At 53.5% G+C, this 19,584-nt stretch carries 18 protein-coding genes; 14 read left to right on the plus strand and 4 right to left on the minus strand.

The genetic code is table 11. The features are described 5' to 3' along the window. The first annotated feature begins 182 nt into the window (after window positions 1–182). The 13 genes from FKN99_RS00895 to FKN99_RS00955 all read left to right on the plus strand — a co-directional run bounded on the left by FKN99_RS00895 (window position 183) and on the right by FKN99_RS00955 (window position 14,723). Window positions 183–3,041, plus strand: a complete 2,859-nt coding sequence (locus FKN99_RS00895) for a beta strand repeat-containing protein (protein ID WP_172116135.1) — start codon at window positions 183–185, stop codon at window positions 3,039–3,041. Window positions 3,042–3,277: 236 nt separating this feature from the next. After that, the gene (locus tag FKN99_RS00900; protein ID WP_172116136.1) at window positions 3,278–4,810 is read left to right on the plus strand and encodes a class I SAM-dependent methyltransferase; all 1,533 of its coding nucleotides are present in this window, start codon (window positions 3,278–3,280) and stop codon (window positions 4,808–4,810) included. Window positions 4,811–4,931: 121 nt separating this feature from the next. Beyond that, window positions 4,932–5,702: a SapC family protein gene (locus FKN99_RS00905; RefSeq protein WP_172116137.1), complete on the plus strand. Its 771-nt coding sequence runs from the start codon at window positions 4,932–4,934 to the stop codon at window positions 5,700–5,702. A gap of 14 nt (window positions 5,703–5,716) precedes the next feature. Beyond that, window positions 5,717–5,923 (plus strand): DUF6447 family protein, encoded by a 207-nt coding sequence (locus tag FKN99_RS00910; protein ID WP_172116138.1) that lies wholly within the window; start codon window positions 5,717–5,719, stop codon window positions 5,921–5,923. 234 nt (window positions 5,924–6,157) lie between these two features. Next, entirely contained in the window at window positions 6,158–6,520 is a 363-nt protein-coding gene (locus tag FKN99_RS00915; RefSeq protein WP_172116139.1) for a GtrA family protein, read from the plus strand. Next, window positions 6,517–7,449, plus strand: coding sequence for a glycosyltransferase family 2 protein (locus FKN99_RS00920; RefSeq protein ID WP_172116140.1), 933 nt, complete (start codon window positions 6,517–6,519; stop codon window positions 7,447–7,449). Before FKN99_RS00915 ends, FKN99_RS00920 begins: the two co-directional genes overlap by 4 nt. Window positions 7,450–7,632: 183 nt before the next feature. After that, window positions 7,633–8,943 (plus strand): DUF6056 family protein, encoded by a 1,311-nt coding sequence (locus tag FKN99_RS00925; protein WP_172116141.1) that lies wholly within the window; start codon window positions 7,633–7,635, stop codon window positions 8,941–8,943. Between the two features lie 335 nt (window positions 8,944–9,278). Further along, the gene (gene rfbB, locus FKN99_RS00930) at window positions 9,279–10,337 is read left to right on the plus strand and encodes a dTDP-glucose 4,6-dehydratase (protein ID WP_172116142.1); all 1,059 of its coding nucleotides are present in this window, start codon (window positions 9,279–9,281) and stop codon (window positions 10,335–10,337) included. 42 nt (window positions 10,338–10,379) lie between these two features. Further along, a complete protein-coding gene (locus tag FKN99_RS00935) occupies window positions 10,380–10,733 on the plus strand; it encodes a four helix bundle protein (protein ID WP_172116143.1) in 354 nt (117 codons plus the stop codon). Beyond that, on the plus strand, window positions 10,730–11,665 hold the full coding sequence (rfbD, locus tag FKN99_RS00940; protein ID WP_172116144.1) for a dTDP-4-dehydrorhamnose reductase: 936 nt from the start codon (window positions 10,730–10,732) through the stop codon (window positions 11,663–11,665). Before FKN99_RS00935 ends, rfbD begins: the two co-directional genes overlap by 4 nt. 31 nt (window positions 11,666–11,696) lie before the next feature. Next, window positions 11,697–12,581, plus strand: a complete 885-nt coding sequence (gene rfbA / locus FKN99_RS00945) for a glucose-1-phosphate thymidylyltransferase RfbA (RefSeq protein WP_172116145.1) — start codon at window positions 11,697–11,699, stop codon at window positions 12,579–12,581. After that, window positions 12,581–13,132 carry a dTDP-4-dehydrorhamnose 3,5-epimerase gene (gene rfbC, locus FKN99_RS00950; protein WP_172116146.1) on the plus strand — a complete coding sequence of 184 codons (552 nt, stop codon included), beginning with the start codon at window positions 12,581–12,583 and terminating at the stop codon, window positions 13,130–13,132. The genes rfbA and rfbC overlap by 1 nt, the downstream gene beginning before the upstream one ends. 154 nt (window positions 13,133–13,286) lie before the next feature. Next, the gene (locus FKN99_RS00955; protein ID WP_172116147.1) at window positions 13,287–14,723 is read left to right on the plus strand and encodes an MBL fold metallo-hydrolase RNA specificity domain-containing protein; all 1,437 of its coding nucleotides are present in this window, start codon (window positions 13,287–13,289) and stop codon (window positions 14,721–14,723) included. Window positions 14,724–15,265: 542 nt separating this feature from the next. Here FKN99_RS00955 and FKN99_RS00960 read toward each other — a convergent pair. Both FKN99_RS00960 and FKN99_RS00965 read right to left on the minus strand, forming a co-directional pair. Next, a complete protein-coding gene (locus tag FKN99_RS00960; protein ID WP_172116148.1) occupies window positions 15,266–15,730 on the minus strand; it encodes a helix-turn-helix domain-containing protein in 465 nt (154 codons plus the stop codon). After that, complete coding sequence (locus FKN99_RS00965; protein WP_172116149.1) at window positions 15,730–16,041, minus strand: type II toxin-antitoxin system HigB family toxin; 312 nt, start codon at window positions 16,039–16,041, stop codon at window positions 15,730–15,732. The genes FKN99_RS00960 and FKN99_RS00965 overlap by 1 nt, the downstream gene beginning before the upstream one ends. A 621-nt stretch (window positions 16,042–16,662) precedes the next feature. Between FKN99_RS00965 and FKN99_RS00970 the strand changes: the two genes are divergently transcribed. After that, window positions 16,663–17,946: an O-antigen ligase family protein gene (locus tag FKN99_RS00970; RefSeq protein WP_172116150.1), complete on the plus strand. Its 1,284-nt coding sequence runs from the start codon at window positions 16,663–16,665 to the stop codon at window positions 17,944–17,946. Here the strand turns inward: FKN99_RS00970 and FKN99_RS00975 are convergent. Continuing rightward, on the minus strand, window positions 17,883–18,902 hold the full coding sequence (locus FKN99_RS00975; RefSeq protein WP_172116151.1) for a glycosyltransferase family 9 protein: 1,020 nt from the start codon (window positions 18,900–18,902) through the stop codon (window positions 17,883–17,885). The genes FKN99_RS00970 and FKN99_RS00975 overlap by 64 nt on opposite strands. 99 nt (window positions 18,903–19,001) lie before the next feature. Next, window positions 19,002–19,583, minus strand: a complete 582-nt coding sequence (locus FKN99_RS00980; RefSeq protein ID WP_172116152.1) for a FlgO family outer membrane protein — start codon at window positions 19,581–19,583, stop codon at window positions 19,002–19,004. Window position 19,584 lies beyond the last annotated feature (1 nt).

The raw sequence follows: 19,584 nt of genomic DNA on the forward strand, positions 1-19,584 counted from the left end.
GCCTTGATTTTGTAATGGTAGAGGCGCTATTGTCTCCGCCATGGCAAATCACCCACCAGGGTAGCCTGCTTGCTTTGTACCGTGCCTCGGCAAGGGATCCCCCAGGGGTTGAGGTACGGCTAAGCATTACAAATGGGTGCAGCCAGCACCCGAACATATGCATATGTAAGGAGAGTACCTACATGGCACTTCAAGGCTTCGATAAAACGTATTACCTGAACGCTAAATTGGCACAGCTGCAAAGCGACTCTGCAACCGCATCTAGCTGGGCAGGCAAAACTGTTGCTTTCCTGGAAGAGCGCCTGCAGGATGGCTTTGGCTTAACAGCAGAGCAGCACTACGAGCAGTTTGGCTACAATGAAGGCTTGGCGCCTAACGCGTTCTTCAACGCCGCTGAATATATTCGCGCTAAAGCGGTTGACATGTTCAACGACCCGGCGACTACGTACCTGACCGTTGATGCGGCCGCGCAAGATTTCGTTTCTCTCTGGCCTGGCAACGTATACGACCACTACCTGCAGTACGGTAATGCAGAAGGCATCAACCCGTCTAACGCCTTCGATGTTTCCGATTACTACGAAGCCAAACTGGCTGAGCTGCAAGCTGCAGGCAACACCGAGATTACAACCGTTGCAGAAGTAAAAGCAGCGTTTGAAGCGTCTGGCCTGACTGCGCTGGGTCACTTCATTGAGTTCGGACGTGAAGAAGGCCTGACAGCACCTGCCGTACCGGCAGACGAGCAAGTCACGGTAGACAACGCTGTGCCAGGCGAGACCTTTAACCTGACGACCGGTATTGATAACCTGGTAGGCACCAACGGCGACGACACTTTTAACGCCGTTGAAAACGCCACCACCGGCCGTGTGTTGGGCGCGCTGGATGTCATCAATGGCGGCGCCGGTAACGACACCTTGAATGTGTCGGATACAATTTCTGCAACTGGTGATCAGTTTACGTTGCCGACAGGTTTGACCGTAGAAAATGTTGAGAACTTCAACCTCACCACCAATGGCGGTGTAAACGTTGATGTGTCTGGCTTCACCGGTCTTGAATCAGTTGAAACCGTTGCAGCGGGCACGGCTGCTACTGCTGTTACCGCAGCAGGTACGTCTAACGTAACTACTGCTGTTACGGGTGCTGCTACTACGACGATTAATGGCGGTAAAGACGTTTCCGTTACTGCGGGTGCTGGTGCGGTTGCTATCACTGGCGCAGCACTTGAAAACGTAACCGTTAAAGGTGGTAACGTTTCAGCAGCAAATGCTATCGATAACACTGCCACTGGCACGACCCTGAAGTCTGTCACGCTAAACGATGTCAATGGCACTGATGCGAAAATCCGCGGGGAAGCAGTCGACACTCTGACACTGCAAAACCAGGATACTGCACTTGCAGCGACGATCACTAATACCGCTTCTAAAGCGTTGACCGTTAACCTGAATAACGTTGGTTACCAGGCTGATGGCTCTGCTATTGCCGGTAATGTGGTAGTGAATGCAGGCGCTGCTGCTGAAACCATCACGCTTAACGCCACTGGTGCCAAGAGTGCGGTTACAGTAACGGGTGCTGCTGGTAAAGCGGTAAACATTACAGGCGATGCAGCCCTGACCCTGGTTCCGCTTGCCGCTACGTTTACCGCGATCGACGGCTCTGCCGCTACCGGCAACCTGACACTGGGTGCGCTGAATACAGCCACGACCAGCGTTAAAACAGGTGCAGGTAACGATACCTTTACCCTGGGTGCTGCAAAAGTCAACGTTGATGCCGGTGCCGGTAACGACGTAGTAACACTGAATGGTGCTATTGCGGCTGGTTCTACCATCAAGCTGGGCGCAGGTGACGACAAGCTGTTGGTGAGTGCTGCTGGCACTGGCTCTGTCGCTGCGTCTACAAAAGAAGCAGTGACGGTGATCGACGGCGGTGAAGGCTTCAACACCGTTTCTGCGACGCTGATCAATGCGGGTAACGCTGCGCAGTTTGTTAACTTCCAAGCGTTGGATCTGTCTGTTGCCAACGTGGGAGGCGGCACGCTTGATCTTGACTTGGTCTCCGGCATTGAAACACTAGCGCTGTCTGGCGGCACTGGCGGCTCAGCGGTTTCCAACGTCGCAGCAGGCGTTGGCTTGACCGTTGCTGGTAACAACACGGGCACTACCACTATCGGCGTGAAAGGCGCGGCTACCAACACGTCTGACAGCTTCGGTATTACGTTTGCTGGTACGGATGTAGCGGGCGCTGCTGCTACCGCTGCCAATGTAAATGCTGGCACTGTCGTGACCGACGGTGTTGAAACTTTGAATATTGTTTCCGCTGGCGGTAACAATACTTGGAACAGCATCACCGTAGCTGATGACAAGCTGCAAACACTTAATATTACGGGTGACAAAGCCCTAACGCTTGCTTTTGACGCTACTGCCACTACCGGTACTAACGCTGCTGCCGGCGGTGGCGCTGTTAAGTTGATCGACGGTTCTGCGGCAACCGGTAACTTGAGCATCAACACCGAAAACGTGACGGCTGATAACTCTGCTACAGGCCTGACTGTTAAAGGTGGTGCAGGTAACGACTTCATCACGTTGGATCAAAAAGCCACAGTTGAAGGCGGTGCCGGTAACGACACTATCGTTTCTTCTGCTGCAGGCGGTAACTTCACTGGTGGCGCAGGTAACGATACGTTTAACGTGTCTGCTGCAACTGCGACAGGCACTACTGAAGCGACGTCTGTGCTGACGACCATCACCGACTTCTCTGCGGGTGATAAGATCGTGTTTGGTGCTAACGCTTCAGATGACTTCAACGGCCAGCAGGTTGTGCTGGATACTACCGTGCAGAACCTTGACCAGGCATTGGCTCAGGTGGGCGCTGTCAATGATGCGAACGAAACTTCCTGGTTCCAGTATGCAGGCAACACCTACATCGTAGCGGATACTGATGCTGCTGGTTCTGGTACTTTCAATATTGGCGATACCGTGGTTCAGCTGACTGGTCTTGTAGATTTGTCCAGTGGCACTATTACTAACGGTGAGCTGTCACTGGCTTAATCCTTCCTTGAGAAGGCCACCTACCGTTAGTTAGGTGGATCGAAACCCTCGGCTTTGGCCGGGGGTTTTTTTTGGCCGTAAAACGGGTGTTGAGAGGGCGTGTGCGCAGCGGCCTGGCCGTGGCATTGCTATCAACGCGCTGATTTGGCAGCATTAAGCGCGGCCTGCGGCCTGCGGCCTGCGGCCTGCGCCTGGCACCGGCCTCACTTCCTGTACGGCATAAAGAAAGGTGAACTATGAACGACTGGACGGCTGGCTACACGGCCTCGATTGGCTATACCTACGGCTACTACAATGAGCTGAACCCACTGCGTATCAAGCTGGCTTTTTTAAACGCCGGGTTGGCCTTTCCAGAGGTGGGCGCTGCCTGCGAGCTGGGCTTTGGCCAGGGGGTAAGCGTTAACTGCCACGCGGCGGCATCTACGGTGACGTGGCACGGCACCGATTTCAACCCCGCCCAGGCAGGCGTTGCCCAGGCGCTTGCCAGCGCCAGCGGTGCAAAGGCCCACCTGCACGACGATGCTTTTGAAACGTTCTGCCAGCGCAGCGACCTACCGGAATTCGACTATATTGCCCTGCACGGGATCTGGAGCTGGATTTCCGACACCAACCGCGAGGTCATTGTTGACTTTCTACGCCGCAAGCTGAAAGTGGGCGGCGTGCTGTATATCAGCTACAACACCCAGCCGGGCTGGGCCGCGTTTGGCCCCATGCGTCACCTGCTACACGCACATAGCGATATGATGCAAAGCGCCAGCACCGGCGCAGAAGCGCGGGTGGATGCCGCCATCGACTTTGCCGAACAGCTGCTGGCTACCCAGCCAGGCTATGCCAAAGCCAACCCTCACGTGGCCGAGCGGGTAACAGCGCTTAAAACACAGAGCCGCCAGTACCTGGCCCATGAGTATCTAAACCGCGACTGGCTACCCATGCACTTCTCCGAGGTGGCTCAGTGGCTGTCGGCGGCCAAGCTTGATTACGCCTGTTCCGCTCACTATCCCGATGCCATTGCCACGTTGAACCTTAGCCAGGAGCAGCAGGCATTTTTGGCGCAGCTGCCCGACCGTGGGTTTGTGGAGACCGTGCGCGACTTCATGGTGAATCAGCAGTTTCGGCGCGATTACTGGGTAAAGGGCGCACGTACGCTAAACTCGCTGGAGCGCACCGAGCAGCTGCGCGCTCAGCGAATAGTGCTAACCACCTCCTATACAACGGTGCCGTTCAAAGTGCAGGGCGCGCTTGGCCAGGCAGAGCTGAGCGAAGAGATTTATGCGCCGCTACTCAAGGTGCTGGCCGACCATCAGGCACATACGCTGGCTCAGTTGGAGAAGCAGTTGGAAGGCCAGCTTACGCTGGGGCAGATCGTCGAGGCCGTCATTGTGCTGCTGGGCGCAGGCCATGTTGCGCCGGTGCAGGAAAAAAGCATCATCAAACAGGCTCGGCCATTTACGGAACGTCTTAACCGCACGCTGGTCGAAAAAGCCCGAGGCAGTGCCGATATCACGTGGCTTGCAAGCCCGGTAACCAGTGGCGGCGTGCCCGTGCCGCGCTTTCATCAGCTCTTTTTAGGCGCCCTGGCCCAGGGCCATAAGCAGCCTGAACAGTGGGCGCAGGCCGCCTGGCAACTGTTGAATGCCCAGGGTCAGCGGTTGGTGGTAGAAGGCAATACCCTTGAAAGCGAGCAGGAAAACCTGGCGGCGTTAACGCAGCAAGCGGTCACCTTCGCTGAAAACCGCCTTCCGGTACTCAGGGCGCTTCAGGTCCTCTAGCGGCCGGGGGTTAATAGCCCGCCCTGGAGTACGCTATAATGGTGTTTACCGGCAGGCGCTTAAAAGCACGGCGTAGCGGGCGCCTGGCGGGCCAAGTTTTTTAAACCATCAAGGACACCTTATGAGCGATTGGGTCGCGGTATCTCGCAGTCAGCACGCTGATAAACATTTTTTGCCTCGCGATGGTTACACCTTTGCGCTGGACAGGCCCGTTATTGGCATTTTGATCGCTGAACTGGCCAAACTATTGCCTCACTATGCCCTTGGGTTCATTGAGCAAGGCGACGGCTTTCTGCCGGTGGCGCTATGCAGCCTTGATGGCAAGACCAACCTGTATATTGCGGAAAACGGTAAGTGGCTGGGTAACTATGTGCCCGCTGCTATACGTGGCTACCCGTTTACCCTGGCCAATACTGATGACGGACAAATCGCGCTCTGCGTGAACGCCGAACATCTTACCAGCGGCCAGGGCGAGCCGCTCTTCACGGAGGACGGTGAGCTTGGTCAAACGGCGGCACAAACCCTGGACTTTTTAGAACAGTGCGAGAAGAACCGGGAGCTAACGGCAGTGTGTACGGCCAAACTGGCCGAAGCAGGTGTCATAGAGCCATGGCCCTTGACCATACAGCATGAAGAGGGCCAGGAACCGCTTAAGCTTAATGGCCTGTTTCGGGTTAACGAGCAAGCCGTGAATAGCTTGACGGCGGACGCACTGCACGCCCTGCGCGGCGGGCCGCTTTCGCTGGCCTATGCGCAGCTGTTTTCTATGAGTCAGCTGCATCAGCTTTCCGACCGGTTGAAATTCCATGCTGAACAGGGGCATTTGCCGCAGCAGAGCCTGGAAGAACTGTTTGGCAATGACGATGACGATTTAACCTTCGATTTTAATTAACCAGGAGCCGAATCATGGCCGATGATAACGCCACTATTACCATTGACGAAACGCCGTATCGCATGGCGGACCTTTCCGAAGATGCTCGCCAGCAGGTGCTTAATCTTCAGATTACCGATGCAGAGATCGAAAAACTCCAGCAGCAGCTAGCCATTTATCAAACCGCGCGCAAGGCCTATGCGCAGGCGCTAAGCGAAGCGTTGCCCCAGCCAACGCATTAATAGGGCGTGGGCTGTGCTGCTGAAACATCGCCAGCCCAGTGTTGTCTACTGTCGCTCGGTCGGCGTTGCAAGAGCGAATGTTAAGCTTTTTATATGCGTCTTTCAGCGTCGTCTATACTACGTATTTGCCAACGGGTACGTTGAACAGGCAATTGCATCAGGCGCTTCCAGCGGATGGCACAAAAGGGCCATGGCCGGTGGAAGCGTTCTGTTTTAAGGAGCTTGCACGCACGGATGCTAACCTTTTTTTCGCGTTACCTGAGTGTGGGGGTGGTAAACACGTTGCTGCATTGGACAGTGTTTATTGTGCTGCATTCAGGGGTAGGGCTAAGCCAGGCATGGAGCAATATACTGGCTTTCAGCGTAGCGGTGACGTTTTCTTTTTTTGCTAATGCTCTCTATACCTTTAAAGCACGCGCAACGCCAAAACGTTACGTGCTGTTTACGCTGTTTATGGGGGCGTTGAGCTTTGGAGTGGGGGCCGCTGCGGATCACTTGATGTTGCCTGCCTGGGTAACGTTGGTGCTGTTTTCAGGAATAAGCCTTGTGGTGGGTTTTGCTTATTCAAAATGGATCGTGTTTAAGGAGCAAACATGAAACTTTCGTTAGTCGTGCCTGTGTTTAACGAGGAGGCGATGCTGGAGACTTTCTATCGTGCAGTACGCGATAGCAATGAACTTGCCCCTTATGCCGTTGAAATAGTGCTGGTTAATGATGGCAGTACCGATGCTACGGGAACGATAGCTGAGCAGCTTGCCCAGCAGGATAGTTTAGTCGTCGCGGTTCACTTTTCGCGCAACTTCGGCAAGGAGCCTGCGTTATTGGCTGGGCTTGCTTACGCAAGCGGTGAGGCAATAATTCCAATAGATGTCGACCTGCAGGATCCCATCGAAGTTATTCCTCGGCTGGTAGAACGCTGGCAGCAAGGCGCCGAGGTTGTGTTGGCTAAACGGATTGATCGACGCCAGGACAGCGCGTTTAAGCGATTAAGTGCGGAGTGGTTTTACCGTTTTCATAACCGCATCAGCACGCCTGGCATCGAATCCAACGTGGGCGACTTTCGATTGATGTCGCGCCCGGTGGTCGATGCTATTTTGCGCTTACCTGAACGCAACCTGTTTATGAAAGGCGTGCTCTCCTGGGTGGGCTATAGCACCGAGGTCATTACTTATGAACGTGCCGCCCGCGTAGCCGGGAGTACCAAATTTAATGGTTGGAAACTCTGGAACCTTGCTCTTGAAGGCATTACCTCTTTTAGTACCGTACCGTTAAAAATCTGGACGTATATGGGCCTGGGAGTTGCGATGCTCTCTTTCTTATATGCGGCTTGGCTTGTGTTGGGCAAGCTGCTCTGGGGCAATCCGGTTCCTGGCTACCCTTCGTTGATGGCCGCTATTCTGTTTTTAGGGGGTGTTCAGCTTATGGGGATTGGCGTACTGGGCGAGTATGTCGGACGCATTTACATGGAAGTTAAACAGCGTCCACGCTATATCGTTAAGCACGCCAGTAAAGCGCCATTTAATTAAGTGCCGTCAATGATGTGATGCCATCTCGCCTTTCTTCTTTAACTGAGGAGCGTTGTACGGGGAAGTGCGTGCGGTAAAACACCAGTAGGTTAGGGCGCACGCCTCACGCCTGTGGGCTGCTCTGATGGTAGCTGCCAAATAACACAGAATTGGCTATCTCGACTATTTAATGGATAACGATCAATGGATGACTATTCTCGGCCATGGATATGGTTATTGACTTGCCTGGCAGTGTTTACTGTCGCGCTTTACGGTATTAATTTCGCTTTGGCGCCTTTTATGGGAGAAGACTTTGCTTTTATGCAAGGTGACGAGTCCCTGGGAGCTTATGACCAGCTCTTGTGGATAATAGAACGAAGCCATGAGCAGATTAGTGACTGGAATGCACGGTTTGGTGAGCAGCTGGCCATTTTTTGGCTGAATATGCCAACGTGGGGGTTCTGGTGGGCGTCAGTGGCCACTTTTTTATGTTTTTCTGTGCTGTCTGCCGCTGTTTACTCAGGACAGCAGGGGCTAAAAGTTAAAAGTCTCATCGCAGTTGGTTTGATATTTTTACTATGGCCCGGCCTGGAAGTTTTTTTTTGGAAAACGGCGAACGCCGCTTATCTGTATCCGATGCTGCTATATCTTGTATGTATGCTTGCCTATAGTAACGACCAATACATGCATCGCTGGGTGTCGCGCAAATGTATCGTGGGTGGCGTGTCGGTTGCTGGATTTCTGGCTGGATTATCGTTTGAAAATGTGCCGATAGCTGTCGTCATTTATATGCTTATTGCATTGCTAATGACAAAAGGATGGAGGCAGCTATGGCCTGCATTTTTACCCATTATCGCCATGCTGGCAGGCTGGCTAATACTGCTAATAGCACCGTCAACGCAATATCGGCGTGCGTATTATCGTCAGGCATTTGGTATTGAGCACACTGATCTTATGTATTTTGTACAGCGTGGGCTAGATGTTTGCGCGGTATTCTTTCGCACATCAGGTATTTTATTTGCTTGCTCGTTACTTGCCCTTGGCTATTTGATCTATTTGCATCGCGGCAATAAAAGACGCTACAACCTACGAACTTTTTTAACGGTTGTTCCTGCTGTTTTGGTAGTTGGATCGTTAATAATGGCACCTTATACAGAACCTCGGGCTTTTTTGTTGGCGTGGTTGTTAATGTTTGCTGTCGTGGTTGAGGCGGCGTATCAAGCCAGTATGCGTATACCCTTTGGGCGCTGGATACTGCTTGCAGCGTTGCTCGCTTCACTTGGTTTTGGTGTGAACACTTGGCGAATATACCAAGGTGTTTCTCAGGAGTTTTCGTCTCGTGAAAGGTATATTATTGAATATACAGGGGAGCCTGGCTGTGAAGAAGGGCTTCCCATAAAACAGATAAAACTGAACTATTCTTATCGTTACTTTAATAATAGAGACGCATGGTATATACAGAATTTAGCGTTAATGAGTCGTTATTATAACTGTAATTTAACCGTGGCTAATTAAGCAGTGGGGAGGCAAGAATATCGGATAGCGGCAATTGATGCTGTAGAATTCATGGCGCCGCTACGCTTGAGCGTGTTAAGCACGCATAGCTACATACGTTTCATGTTAATTATTGCTTGCCTGTTTTACGCGAAGCGGGTCTCATACAGCTTGAATAGGAGCCGCTTGGCACCATCGGGCTGGAGCATGTCACGGGTATCTCTATAAAATGAAGGCGATATGAAAAGTGCCGAAACAGGCGCATTAGTGTGGAGTGGGATAGCCCGGCACCGTTATAATCGCCTCTACCAAGTGAGCACTGAGTGCCCAATAAACTTATAAGTGATTTTTTGAATATGAATATTTTGGTAACAGGTGGTGCGGGGTTTATCGGTTCGGCGGTAATCCGCTATTTGATAGAGCAGACCGATCACCGCGTGGTTAATGTGGACGCGCTAACGTATGCCGGTAATTTAGAGTCGCTTGCGGGTATTGAAGAAAGCGAGCGCTACGCTTTTGAGCAGGCCGATATTGGTGATGCATCGCGTATGGCGGCTATTTTCGAGCGCTACCAGCCTGATGCAGTGATGCACCTGGCAGCAGAGTCTCACGTAGACCGCTCTATTGATGGCCCGGCGGCGTTTATTCAAACCAACATAGTGGGTACTTACACACTGTTAGAAGCGGCCCGCCACTACTGGAAAGGCTTGCAAGCAAGCGCGCCTGAAAAAGCCTCGGCGTTTCGTTTTCATCATATCTCGACCGATGAGGTGTATGGCGACCTGGAAGGCCCGGAAGACCTCTTCACCGAAGAAACTCCGTATGCGCCCAGCTCGCCCTATTCGGCCAGCAAGGCAAGCTCGGACCACCTGGTGCGTGCCTGGCACCGCACCTATGGCCTGCCGGTACTGGTCACCAACTGCTCCAATAACTACGGGCCGTACCACTTCCCTGAAAAACTGATCCCGCTGATGATTTTGAACGCCCTGGCGGGCAAGCCGCTGCCGGTGTATGGCAATGGTCAGCAGGTGCGCGACTGGCTATACGTTGAAGACCACGCCCGTGCGCTGGTAAAGGTCGTGACCGAGGGCGTAGTGGGCGAGACCTACAATATTGGGGGCCATAACGAGAAGGCGAACCTTGAGGTGGTTGAAACGCTGTGTGATTTATTGCAGGAACTGGTGCCCGCTGAGCGTAGCTACCGCGATTTAATCACCTTCGTACAAGACCGCCCAGGCCACGACCTGCGCTATGCCATTGATGCCGACAAAATCGAGCGCGAGCTGGGCTGGCGCCCAGAAGAAACCTTTGAAACCGGCCTGCGTAAAACCGTTCAGTGGTACCTTGATAACCGCGCATGGTGGCAGCGCGTGCAGGATGGCAGCTACCAGGGCGAGCGGTTGGGTAGTTTGTAAAGGGTGTAAGCGCTTCGCTTGTAAGGTGAGAGGAGAGAGTTCGTGAGAAAACATCAACAGCTTCGTGCATGGCAACAAGCCATGGATCTTGTTGTGTTGATTTACTCAATGACCGCTAACTTTCCTTTGACTGAGCAGTACGGGCTTACTAGTCAAATGCAGCGTGCAGCCGTATCCGTGCCAAGCAATATCGCGGAAGGGGCAGCACGCGGTAGTAAGCGCGATTTCTTAAGGTTTTTACACATAGCGCGAGGATCGCTCAGTGAACTTGAAACGCAGTGCCAAATTGCCCAACGGCTAGGGTATTCGGCTGATATTTCAGCTCTGGAAATGGCGATTAACGCACTATTTTCTCAGCTGGGCGGCCTCATTAAACACTTGAAGGCTTCATTATGATATCTGAACGCTCACTATTACCCCCTCACACTTCACCCCTCACAATTCTTGTGACCGGCGGTAACGGCCAGGTGGGGTTCGAGTTACGCCGTCAACTTGCCACAATGGGTGACGTGTTAGCCCCTGATCGAGCAGCGCTGGACCTTTCTGATGCCGGTGCGGTGGCGGCGTACTTGGCAATCCATCAGCCCGATGTGGTGATTAATGCGGCGGCCTATACGGCGGTGGATAACGCTGAATCCGACCAGGCAATGGCTGAACGCCTGAATGCGGCGCTGCCCGCTCAGCTGGCCGAATACTGCCAGCAGTCATCCAAATGGCTGATTCATTACTCTTCTGATTACGTCTACACCGGCCAAGGCAGTGCACCCTGGCAGGAGAGCGACGCTACCGGGCCGTGCAACGCTTATGGCGCAAGCAAGCTTGCCGGTGACGAAGCGGTGATGAATAGCGGCTGCCAGCACCTGATCTTTCGTACCAGTTGGGTCTATAGTGCCTTTGGCAAAAGCTTTTTGTCGACCATGCTGCGCCTGGGGGCAGAGCGCTCGGCGTTAAGCATTATTAACGACCAGGTGGGCGCGCCAACACCAGCACGCTTGATCGCGCTGGTAACGCAGCAGGCACTCATTCGGTGGTTAAGCGAAGGTGCTGCCTTGGCAAGTGGGGTGTATCATTTGGCACCGCGTGGTGAAACCAGTTGGCACGGTTTTGCCTGTGAAATTTTCAAGGTGGCAAAACAGTGTGGTTTGCCGTTGGCAATTACATCTGACGGTGTTTCGGCCATTCCAACCACGGATTACCCGACGCCCGCTGCACGCCCGCTGAACTCACGGCTGGCCGTTGATAAACTGGAAAAAGCGCTAGCAGTACAGCTGCCGGATTGGCAAAGCCAGCTGGCACTGACCGTGGAAGAAATAGCCCGCTCGCGTTAACCGCGAAGCCATGAGCAAGGAGCAAAAAACGATGCAACGTAAAGGTATTATTTTGGCGGGGGGTAGCGGTACGCGGCTACACCCGATAACACGCGGTGTTTCAAAACAGCTGCTGCCTATTTACGATAAACCGATGATTTATTATCCCGTCTCGGTATTGATGCTGGCCGGGATTCGGGAAATTCTGATTATCTCGACGCCAGAAGACCTGCCCCAGTATGAAAACCTGCTGGGCGATGGCAGTGCGTTTGGGGTGCGTTTTGAGTACGCGGTGCAGCCAAGCCCGGATGGTTTGGCACAAGCGTTTTTGATCGGTGAAGATTTTATTGGCGATGCGCCTGTCTGTTTGGTGCTGGGCGATAATATCTTTCATGGGCAGCACTTCTCGGAGCAGCTGATGCGGGCTTCTGAGCAGCAAAGCGGCGCCACGGTGTTTGGTTATTTAGTGAAAGACCCAGAGCGCTTTGGTGTGGTGGAATTTGATGCTGATGGTAAGGCGGTCTCCATTGAGGAGAAGCCTGTTGAACCCAAATCGCCCTATGCCGTTACCGGCCTTTACTTCTACGACAACGATGTGGTGGAGATTGCCCGCCAGGTGAAACCTTCAGAGCGCGGCGAACTGGAAATTACCAGCATCAATAACGCGTATCTTGAGCGTGGCGACCTGCGTGTTGAGCGCTTGGGGCGCGGCTTTGCATGGCTGGATACCGGCACCCACGACAGCCTGTTGGAAGCCAGCCAGTACGTGCAAACCATTGAGCACCGCCAGGGCTTGAAAGTCGCTTGCCTGGAAGAGATCGCCTGGCAGCACGGTTGGTTAAGCGACGACGCACTGCGTGAAAGTGCGACGGCGCTGGCCAAAACCGGCTATGGCCAATACCTACTGCATCGCCTGGACACTAAAGGAGGCAAGTAATGCAGGTCGAGAAAACATCCCTGCCCGGGGTGGTGATTCTAACCCCCAAGGTATTTGGCGACGAACGCGGCTTCTTTATGGAAAGCTTTAACCAGAAGGCGTTTGAAGAGGCCACGGGCTGCACACGGGAATTTGTGCAGGATAACCACTCGCGTTCCCGCCAGGGGGTACTGCGTGGCATCCATTACCAATTAGAGCAGCCGCAGGGCAAGCTGGTGCGGGTGGTGCAGGGCGCTGTGTGGGATGTAGCGGTTGATTTGCGTAAACACTCGGCCCACTTCGGCCAATGGGTGGGGGTTGAGCTTTCGGCTGACAACAGCCGCCAGCTGTGGGTGCCGGAAGGCTTTGGTCACGCGTTTGTGGTGCTCTCCGAAACGGCTGATTTTTTATACAAGACTACGGATTATTATCATCCGGCGTCTGAGCGCTGTATCCGCTTTGATGACCCGGAACTTGCGATCCAGTGGCCCACTTTGCCGGTAGAGTTTGCATTGTCAGAGAAAGATCAGGCAGGCAGTGCATTCACTGCCGCTGAGGTTTACCCGCAGTAATTGGGTCTTTGTGACGTGTCATTGCCCGCCATAGCGCTTGAGCTATGGCGGGCAATTTTTTGCTTGCCGTTTTTGCTAAGTTTACTTTAACTAATTTTACTTTTGTTTTGTTTCGCTATACGGTGTAGGTCCAATTACATCGGTAGGGCGTTTTATGGCACTTGATACGCTAAGTACACCCCTTTCTACGCTCGTTCATCGCGGTGGGGCAAGCGGTGTTACCGGAAGCTGCCATCAGCTATATGCCGGTGATGGGCGCTCGCTACTGGTGGACTGCGGGCTGTTTCAGGGAGACGACGCCGCCAGTGAGCGCTTTGATCAGCTAACCGTTGATTTCGATGTAGCTTCTGTTCAAGCGCTGGTAATCACGCATGTGCATATAGACCACGTGGGGCGCCTACCGTATCTGTTGGCGGCGGGGTTTACCGGGCCGATTATTTGCTCGGTGCCTTCTGCACAGCTGCTGCCACTGGTGATTGAGGATGCCCTGAAAATTGGCTTTACCCGCGACCAGGCGTTGATCGAGGCGTTTTTAGCCCGCGTTTCTGATCAGCTTGTCCCGCTTGAGTATGGCCAGTGGCATCCGGTGGTTGAGGACGCCGCGCTAACGATGCGCGTAAGGCTGCGCCGTGCCGGGCATATTTTGGGTTCCTGTTATGTGGAGGTGGCACTGGGTGATCCTGCTACCCACCACGAGGAGAGCGTCGTATTTTCGGGTGACCTGGGCGCGGCTAATTCCCCCTTGTTGCCGGTTGCTGAGTCGCCCTCAAAAGCCGATGTATTGGTGTTGGAGGCGACCTACGGCGATAGGCTTCATGAAGGGCGGAGCGAGCGCGCCGACACTTTGAAAAGAGCGATTGAACAGGCACTTGAAAACCAGGGCACGGTGATTATTCCTGCGTTCAGCATTGGCCGCACTCAGGAACTGCTGTACGAGCTTGAGGGCATTATTCACGACGCGGCCGACCAGGCGCTCTGGCAGTCGTTGGAGATTATTGTGGATTCACCCTTGGCGGCTCGGTTCACCCACGTGTATCGGGCGTTAAAACCCTATTGGGATGAGGAAGCTCAAACGCGATTAAGCGCTGGGCGGCATCCGCTTAATTTTGATGCGCTTTATACCGTAGACAGCCACGAAGCGCATGAGCAGACGGTCCGTTATTTGGCCGAAAGTGGTCGGCCAGCCGTGGTGATTGCGGCGAGCGGTATGTGTGCCGGTGGGCGAGTGATGAATTACTTAAAAGCGATGCTGGGTGATGCACGTCACCAGGTGCTGTTTGTGGGGTACCAGGGAGCAGGCACGCCAGGCCGAGATATCCAACGCTATGGTGCTAAAGGCGGCTGGGTCGTGCTGGATGGCGAGCGGATTGATATTCGCGCCGGTGTGACCACCATCAGCGGATACTCTGCCCACGCCGACCAGGCGGACCTGCTGGCATTTATCAGGCAAATGTCCCGTTGGCCTCATGAAGTGCGCCTTGTTCATGGCGACACCCCGGCCAAACAAGCGCTCAAAACCGCGATTGACGCCATGGCGGCTCAGCACGGTAAATCAATCCGCGTTACGTTACCTACCAACCAGCCTCAATAACCTCTTCGCTGGCTAAAGCCTGCTCCCACAATGTTTATCAGGCCTTGGGGAGTAGGTAGATAGTGTGGTAGCCCAATTCATCAAGCCTCAGGGTTGGGCAGATATAGGAAAGCCAATTCATTAAGCCTCCGGGGCTGGATAAACATTGTGGGAGCCCAGTCCCTTGGTGGTCCGACACGTCGGCGAAGGAGGCCGAAGGCCTCCCGGGGTTGGTTCAACCCCATCGCTGGCTAAGGCCTGCTCCTGCAATGTTTATCAGGCCTTGGGGTGTGGGCAGATAGTGTGGGAGCCCAATTCATCAAGCCTCAGGATTGGGCAGATATAGGAAGACCAATTCATTAAGCCTTCGGGGCTAGGTAAATATTGTGAGAGCCCAGTTCCACTGGGCGAAGGAGGCCGGAGGCCTCCCGGGGTTGGTTCAACCCCATCGCTGGCTAAAGCCTGCTCCCACAATGTTTGCCAAGCCTCCCGGGGTTGGCCCCCTCTGCCCCGACACTATTTATCACGGCGCTCCGAGGCAGGCACTGTGCGGCTGTGTGTCGTTAGTGCGGATTATTTGAGCGTTTACGTTGCCCAGGAGACCATTGTTTAGCAGCTAAAAATAGAGCAGGTTCGACCCCAAATCGGGCTGATAGTGCCTCGATATGGCGGCGTGTCAGGTCGCGTTTCCGATTAAGCACTTTTGAAACATAAGATTTGCTGCCGATTTCGGGAAGTTCGGCAGTGCCTAAGCCGTTCTGCTCCATTAGGAATTTCAGCATATCCACGCCATCCAGCGCCGCTATGGACTCGTTGAAGGCTGAGAACTCATGAGCTGTGTCCTCCCACTCCTCGATCACATCGGTAAGCCGCTCGATGAGAAAATCATTATCCTCATTTTCCTCGTCTAGCAGCGTTTCCACCAGGGCCAGCGCTTCTTCGTACTCAGCGCGATTATGGATTCGCACGAGGAAAGGCGCCTCTTTAAATAGTTTGGCAGCGGGTTGGATAATAGCAATTGCATTCATTATCTCTTCTCCTGTGCGTATTTTTTGCACAGCTTGTTGTACTCGGCATGAGTCACCAGGTGCTTGGCAAACAACCGTTGTTTATCAAAGTCTATAAAGGCAATAAGCCTAAGATTGTTGCCCCCTATGTCAACCACCCACCATTTGTCCACGTATTTGAAGTTATCCAAGCTTGGGAACACGACTTTCATTTTTTCTGGGCTACTGAATCGGGATGACCTCAATACTTTGTAGGTTTTGTCTACTGCGGCAGCATCGTTTGGAAACTTGGCCATAGCGTCAGCGAATGGCCCTCTTGATATAACTCTCATTGATCTACCTGGCTGCCAGTTGATGCCATATTGGTCCTCGGTGTCCTATTTGTCAACCAGCATTCTTTATGGGCGAAGGAGGCCGGAGGCCTCCCGGGGTTGGTTCAATCCCATCGCTGGCTGAAGCCTGCTCCCACAATGTTTACCAGGCCTCCCAGGGTTGGTTCAACCCCATCGCTGGCTAAAGCCTGTTCCTACAATGTTTGCCAGGCCTTTTGGGGTTGGTTCAACCCCATCGCTGGCTGAAGCCTGCTCCCACAATGTTTATCAGGCCTTGGGGAGTGGGCAGATAGTGTGGAAGTCTAATTCACCAAGCCTCAGAACTGGGTAAATATAGGGAAAACCAATCCATTAAACCTTCGGGGCTGGGTAAACGTTGTGGGAGCCCAGTTCCACTGGGCGAAGGAGGCCGGAGGCCTCCCGGGGTTGGTTCAACCCCATCGCTGGCTAAAGCCTGCTCCCACAATGTTTATGGTGCCTCCCGAGGTTAAGCTCGCCTAAAGCTTGCTCCCATAATGTTCAACAAGTCTCTAAGGCTTGGCATTGAGGGCTTCATTTCGGTGACGGTGGGGCGGCTATGGTACTATTTGTGGCTTCCTGTACTGGTTAGGTTTTCCCGTTATGCTGAGTTCTCCACTGCCTGGCGCTGAGTCGTTGCGCACGTTTACAAGTGTTGCTGTATTTTTAATGGGTGCGCTGGCGCTTGTGGTACCTACGGGTTACTCGGTCGGGGCGGCGTTGTTGCTGCTGGCGAGTGCGACGCTACTGTTCAAGCGCGCTCCTTATTCGCTTGGCGCCTCGGACCGTTGGGTGATTCTGGCGTTAGCGCTCTATGGCTGTGTGGTGGGTGGCCTTTCAGTGGTTGATTTGGGGAGCAGCGGGTTTGATATACCCATGCGCTTTTTATTAGCGATACCTGTGTTGCTCTTGATAGTACGTTTCCCTCCATGGCAGGCGTGCCTTTGGGCGGGCATGGCGGTAGGTGCTGGGGGCGCGGGTAGCTGGGCGTTATGGCAGAAATCCATGATTGGCGTTGAGCGCGCAGGGGGGTATCTCCACGTTATTCAGTTTGGCAACTTGAGTATGCTAATGGGCGTGTTGTGCCTGGCGGGGCTGGGCTGGGCAATGGTTCAGCGCTATCGTTCGGTGTGGGTGAGCATGCTCTTGGCAGGTGCATTGCTTGGCATGTTGGGATCACTGCTTTCGGGAAGCCGTGGCGGGTGGATTGGCTTGCCGGTGGTGGGCTATGTGCTATATCGCGGCTATGGGCGTCAACTGAGTATAAGTATCAAGCTAGCGGCTGTCGGGGCGTTATTGGCGATTGCCGTCACCATGTACGCGTTGCCTCAAACGGGTGTGCAGCAGCGTGTTCATGCGGGAATAAACGATGTTCACCAGTATGTGTCGGGGGCGGAGCGCGATACATCGCTTGGCCTGCGTTTTGAAATGTGGCGTGGGGCGTCATCACTGATTCATGAGCGCCCGGTGCTTGGGTGGGGGGAGTCCGGTTACCAGGCAGAAATGGTGCGCTTGGGTCAGCAGGGCGATATCACGATGGCCGCCACGCAGTTTGGCCACGCCCACAATGAATTTGTTGATGCTTTTGCCAAGCGCGGCATGGTAGGGCTATTTGTGTTGCTCTTTTTATACCTGGTGCCCATGCGAATGTTTGCATCCGGCTTGCAGCATCCACATCTTGAGGTAAGAGCCTTGGCGCTGGCGGGTACGTTATTGCCGGTCGCGTACATTGACTTCGGGCTGTCTCAGGCGTTTTTATCCCATAACAGCGGGGCCATGTTTTATGCCTTCTGGCTTGCCGTGTTATGGGGGAGCTACCGTGCTTATGCCAAGGCATTTACTGAACAGGCGGGCTCGACGAATGACGCCATCGCTTCAAGAATTTGATCAACGTCAGGGATGCGCCCATCCTGGTTAAATAAACACGTATGCTGTGGCTCGTACCTGGGCCAATAGCGGTAAGGCAGCGTCGAATAAAAAATGCCTAAGGTGGGCGTGTGCGTGGCCAGTGCCAGGTTTCTTACGCCCGTATCGCCACAAACAAGTAAATCTGCTTGGGCCATGGTGTGCGCCAGCTCATCTAGGGAAAGTTTGTGCTGGATCGTAATGTTGGCGTGCTGCGAGGCCTCGGCGAGCAGGAAATCCCCTTTTTCACTCTCGTTGGCCCCTTCCAGCAAAATATGCTGATAATCAGGAAACTGTGAGGCAGCGCGTAACATAAGCGCCTTCCATACGTCCTGTGGAACAGATTTATTGGTTCCAGACGCGAAGGGGAAATAGTAGATAGCGCGAGCGCTCTCGCTTGGGGAGTGAGCGGGCAGCGCAAAATCGAGCGGGTACGAGGGCTGGTTGCCGAATACGCTTAAGAAGTCGAGTAAGACCTCGGCTTCGTAATGGTAGTTTGAGCGGGGCAGAGTAACATCATACAGCCAGCGGTTGTACCAGGGGCGATATGGAAAACCCATTTTTAAATGCGCACTGCTCAATAGTGTGAGTGCCCTTGAGCGAGAAGTATCCGCAAGGTCAAACACAATATCGAACTTACCAAGCGTTGTAAGCGATTTGTACTGTTCTTGAATGCCGGTTGATGTGTCATGGATGAAAATGTCATCGACCAGGTCTTCAGGCACGGCATAGCGGTATTTGCGGGTGGTTGCCAGCGTCACGTGCGCGTTAGGAAAGGCCCTTTTTAATTCAACCAGGAAGGGACGGGCCGCCATATAGTCGCCGAAAGCACATTGGCGTATCACTAAAACACGCTGGATATCCTCATGGCGTGTTTGGTTGGCCCACTGTAGAGATTTTTTCTTGAAATAACCTGACTTATCTTTCCATATCTTCATACTGCAGGGCCTGATAATAACGATTAAAACGACATTGCCGGTGAGACATACAGGGCAGTTGAGTAGGTGGCCCATAGTGAGTGTTCACTATGGGCGCGTTTACCAGCCCCCTTGGCCTTCCAGCAAGCTACGCATGTTATTATCCAGCTTTACTTGAAAATCTGCACTGCCCAATACCATGGCATCGCTTGAACGTACGACACGTGTGCTTACGTAGAGATAATCCTGCCCTTGGGCATAGGTGCCCATCAAAATAGAGCGTGCATTATATTGTGAGCTTAAGCTCTGTACCTCGCGAGAAAGAATCAACTCGCCCACTTTCTCCTCAATAAACATGCTGTGGCGCATTTTGACTTCACGCACTTGCATACCCTGCTGCACAAGGGCCGAGGCCATGATTTCCGAACTGATACGCCCAAACGTGGAGGATTGCGTGAGGTTGTCGATGTTGACAAAGGTCGCGGCAATCATGGGGTTGTAGCGCGTGATATCTGGGTTGCCAGCCACCATCTGTTGAGCAGCTTTATGCGCCAGTTCAGAGAGGTCGGGCTCTGGCGGACGCGTGTTAGCACTGTTCGTGGCACAGCCTGCTATGAAAAGCAGCAAAAGGCCCATCAATAACAGGCGGCTAGCCGCTAGAAACGGGTGAGGATGCGGTGATGTCGACGATATGAAATGCATG

The sequence above is a fragment of the Halomonas hibernica genome (genome assembly GCF_013183775.1).
GTDB lineage: Bacteria > Pseudomonadota > Gammaproteobacteria > Pseudomonadales > Halomonadaceae > Vreelandella > Vreelandella citrativorans.

Bases quoted from the DNA above. Each gene is read 5' to 3' on its own strand.
- FKN99_RS00895 (WP_172116135.1), top strand. From the start codon at position 183: ATGGCACTTCAAGGCTTCGATAAAACGTATTACCTGAACGCTAAATTG.
- FKN99_RS00900 (WP_172116136.1), top strand. From the start codon at position 3,278: ATGAACGACTGGACGGCTGGCTACACGGCCTCGATTGGCTATACCTAC.
- FKN99_RS00905 (WP_172116137.1), top strand. From the start codon at position 4,932: ATGAGCGATTGGGTCGCGGTATCTCGCAGTCAGCACGCTGATAAACAT.
- FKN99_RS00910 (WP_172116138.1), top strand. From the start codon at position 5,717: ATGGCCGATGATAACGCCACTATTACCATTGACGAAACGCCGTATCGC.
- FKN99_RS00915 (WP_172116139.1), top strand. From the start codon at position 6,158: ATGCTAACCTTTTTTTCGCGTTACCTGAGTGTGGGGGTGGTAAACACG.
- FKN99_RS00920 (WP_172116140.1), top strand. From the start codon at position 6,517: ATGAAACTTTCGTTAGTCGTGCCTGTGTTTAACGAGGAGGCGATGCTG.
- FKN99_RS00925 (WP_172116141.1), top strand. From the start codon at position 7,633: ATGGATGACTATTCTCGGCCATGGATATGGTTATTGACTTGCCTGGCA.
- rfbB (WP_172116142.1), top strand. From the start codon at position 9,279: ATGAATATTTTGGTAACAGGTGGTGCGGGGTTTATCGGTTCGGCGGTA.
- rfbD (WP_172116144.1), top strand. From the start codon at position 10,730: ATGATATCTGAACGCTCACTATTACCCCCTCACACTTCACCCCTCACA.
- rfbA (WP_172116145.1), top strand. From the start codon at position 11,697: ATGCAACGTAAAGGTATTATTTTGGCGGGGGGTAGCGGTACGCGGCTA.
- rfbC (WP_172116146.1), top strand. From the start codon at position 12,581: ATGCAGGTCGAGAAAACATCCCTGCCCGGGGTGGTGATTCTAACCCCC.
- FKN99_RS00955 (WP_172116147.1), top strand. From the start codon at position 13,287: ATGGCACTTGATACGCTAAGTACACCCCTTTCTACGCTCGTTCATCGC.
- FKN99_RS00960 (WP_172116148.1), bottom strand. From the start codon at position 15,730: ATGAATGCAATTGCTATTATCCAACCCGCTGCCAAACTATTTAAAGAG.
- FKN99_RS00965 (WP_172116149.1), bottom strand. From the start codon at position 16,041: ATGAGAGTTATATCAAGAGGGCCATTCGCTGACGCTATGGCCAAGTTT.
- FKN99_RS00970 (WP_172116150.1), top strand. From the start codon at position 16,663: ATGCTGAGTTCTCCACTGCCTGGCGCTGAGTCGTTGCGCACGTTTACA.
- FKN99_RS00975 (WP_172116151.1), bottom strand. From the start codon at position 18,902: ATGAAGATATGGAAAGATAAGTCAGGTTATTTCAAGAAAAAATCTCTA.
- FKN99_RS00980 (WP_172116152.1), bottom strand. From the start codon at position 19,583: ATGCATTTCATATCGTCGACATCACCGCATCCTCACCCGTTTCTAGCG.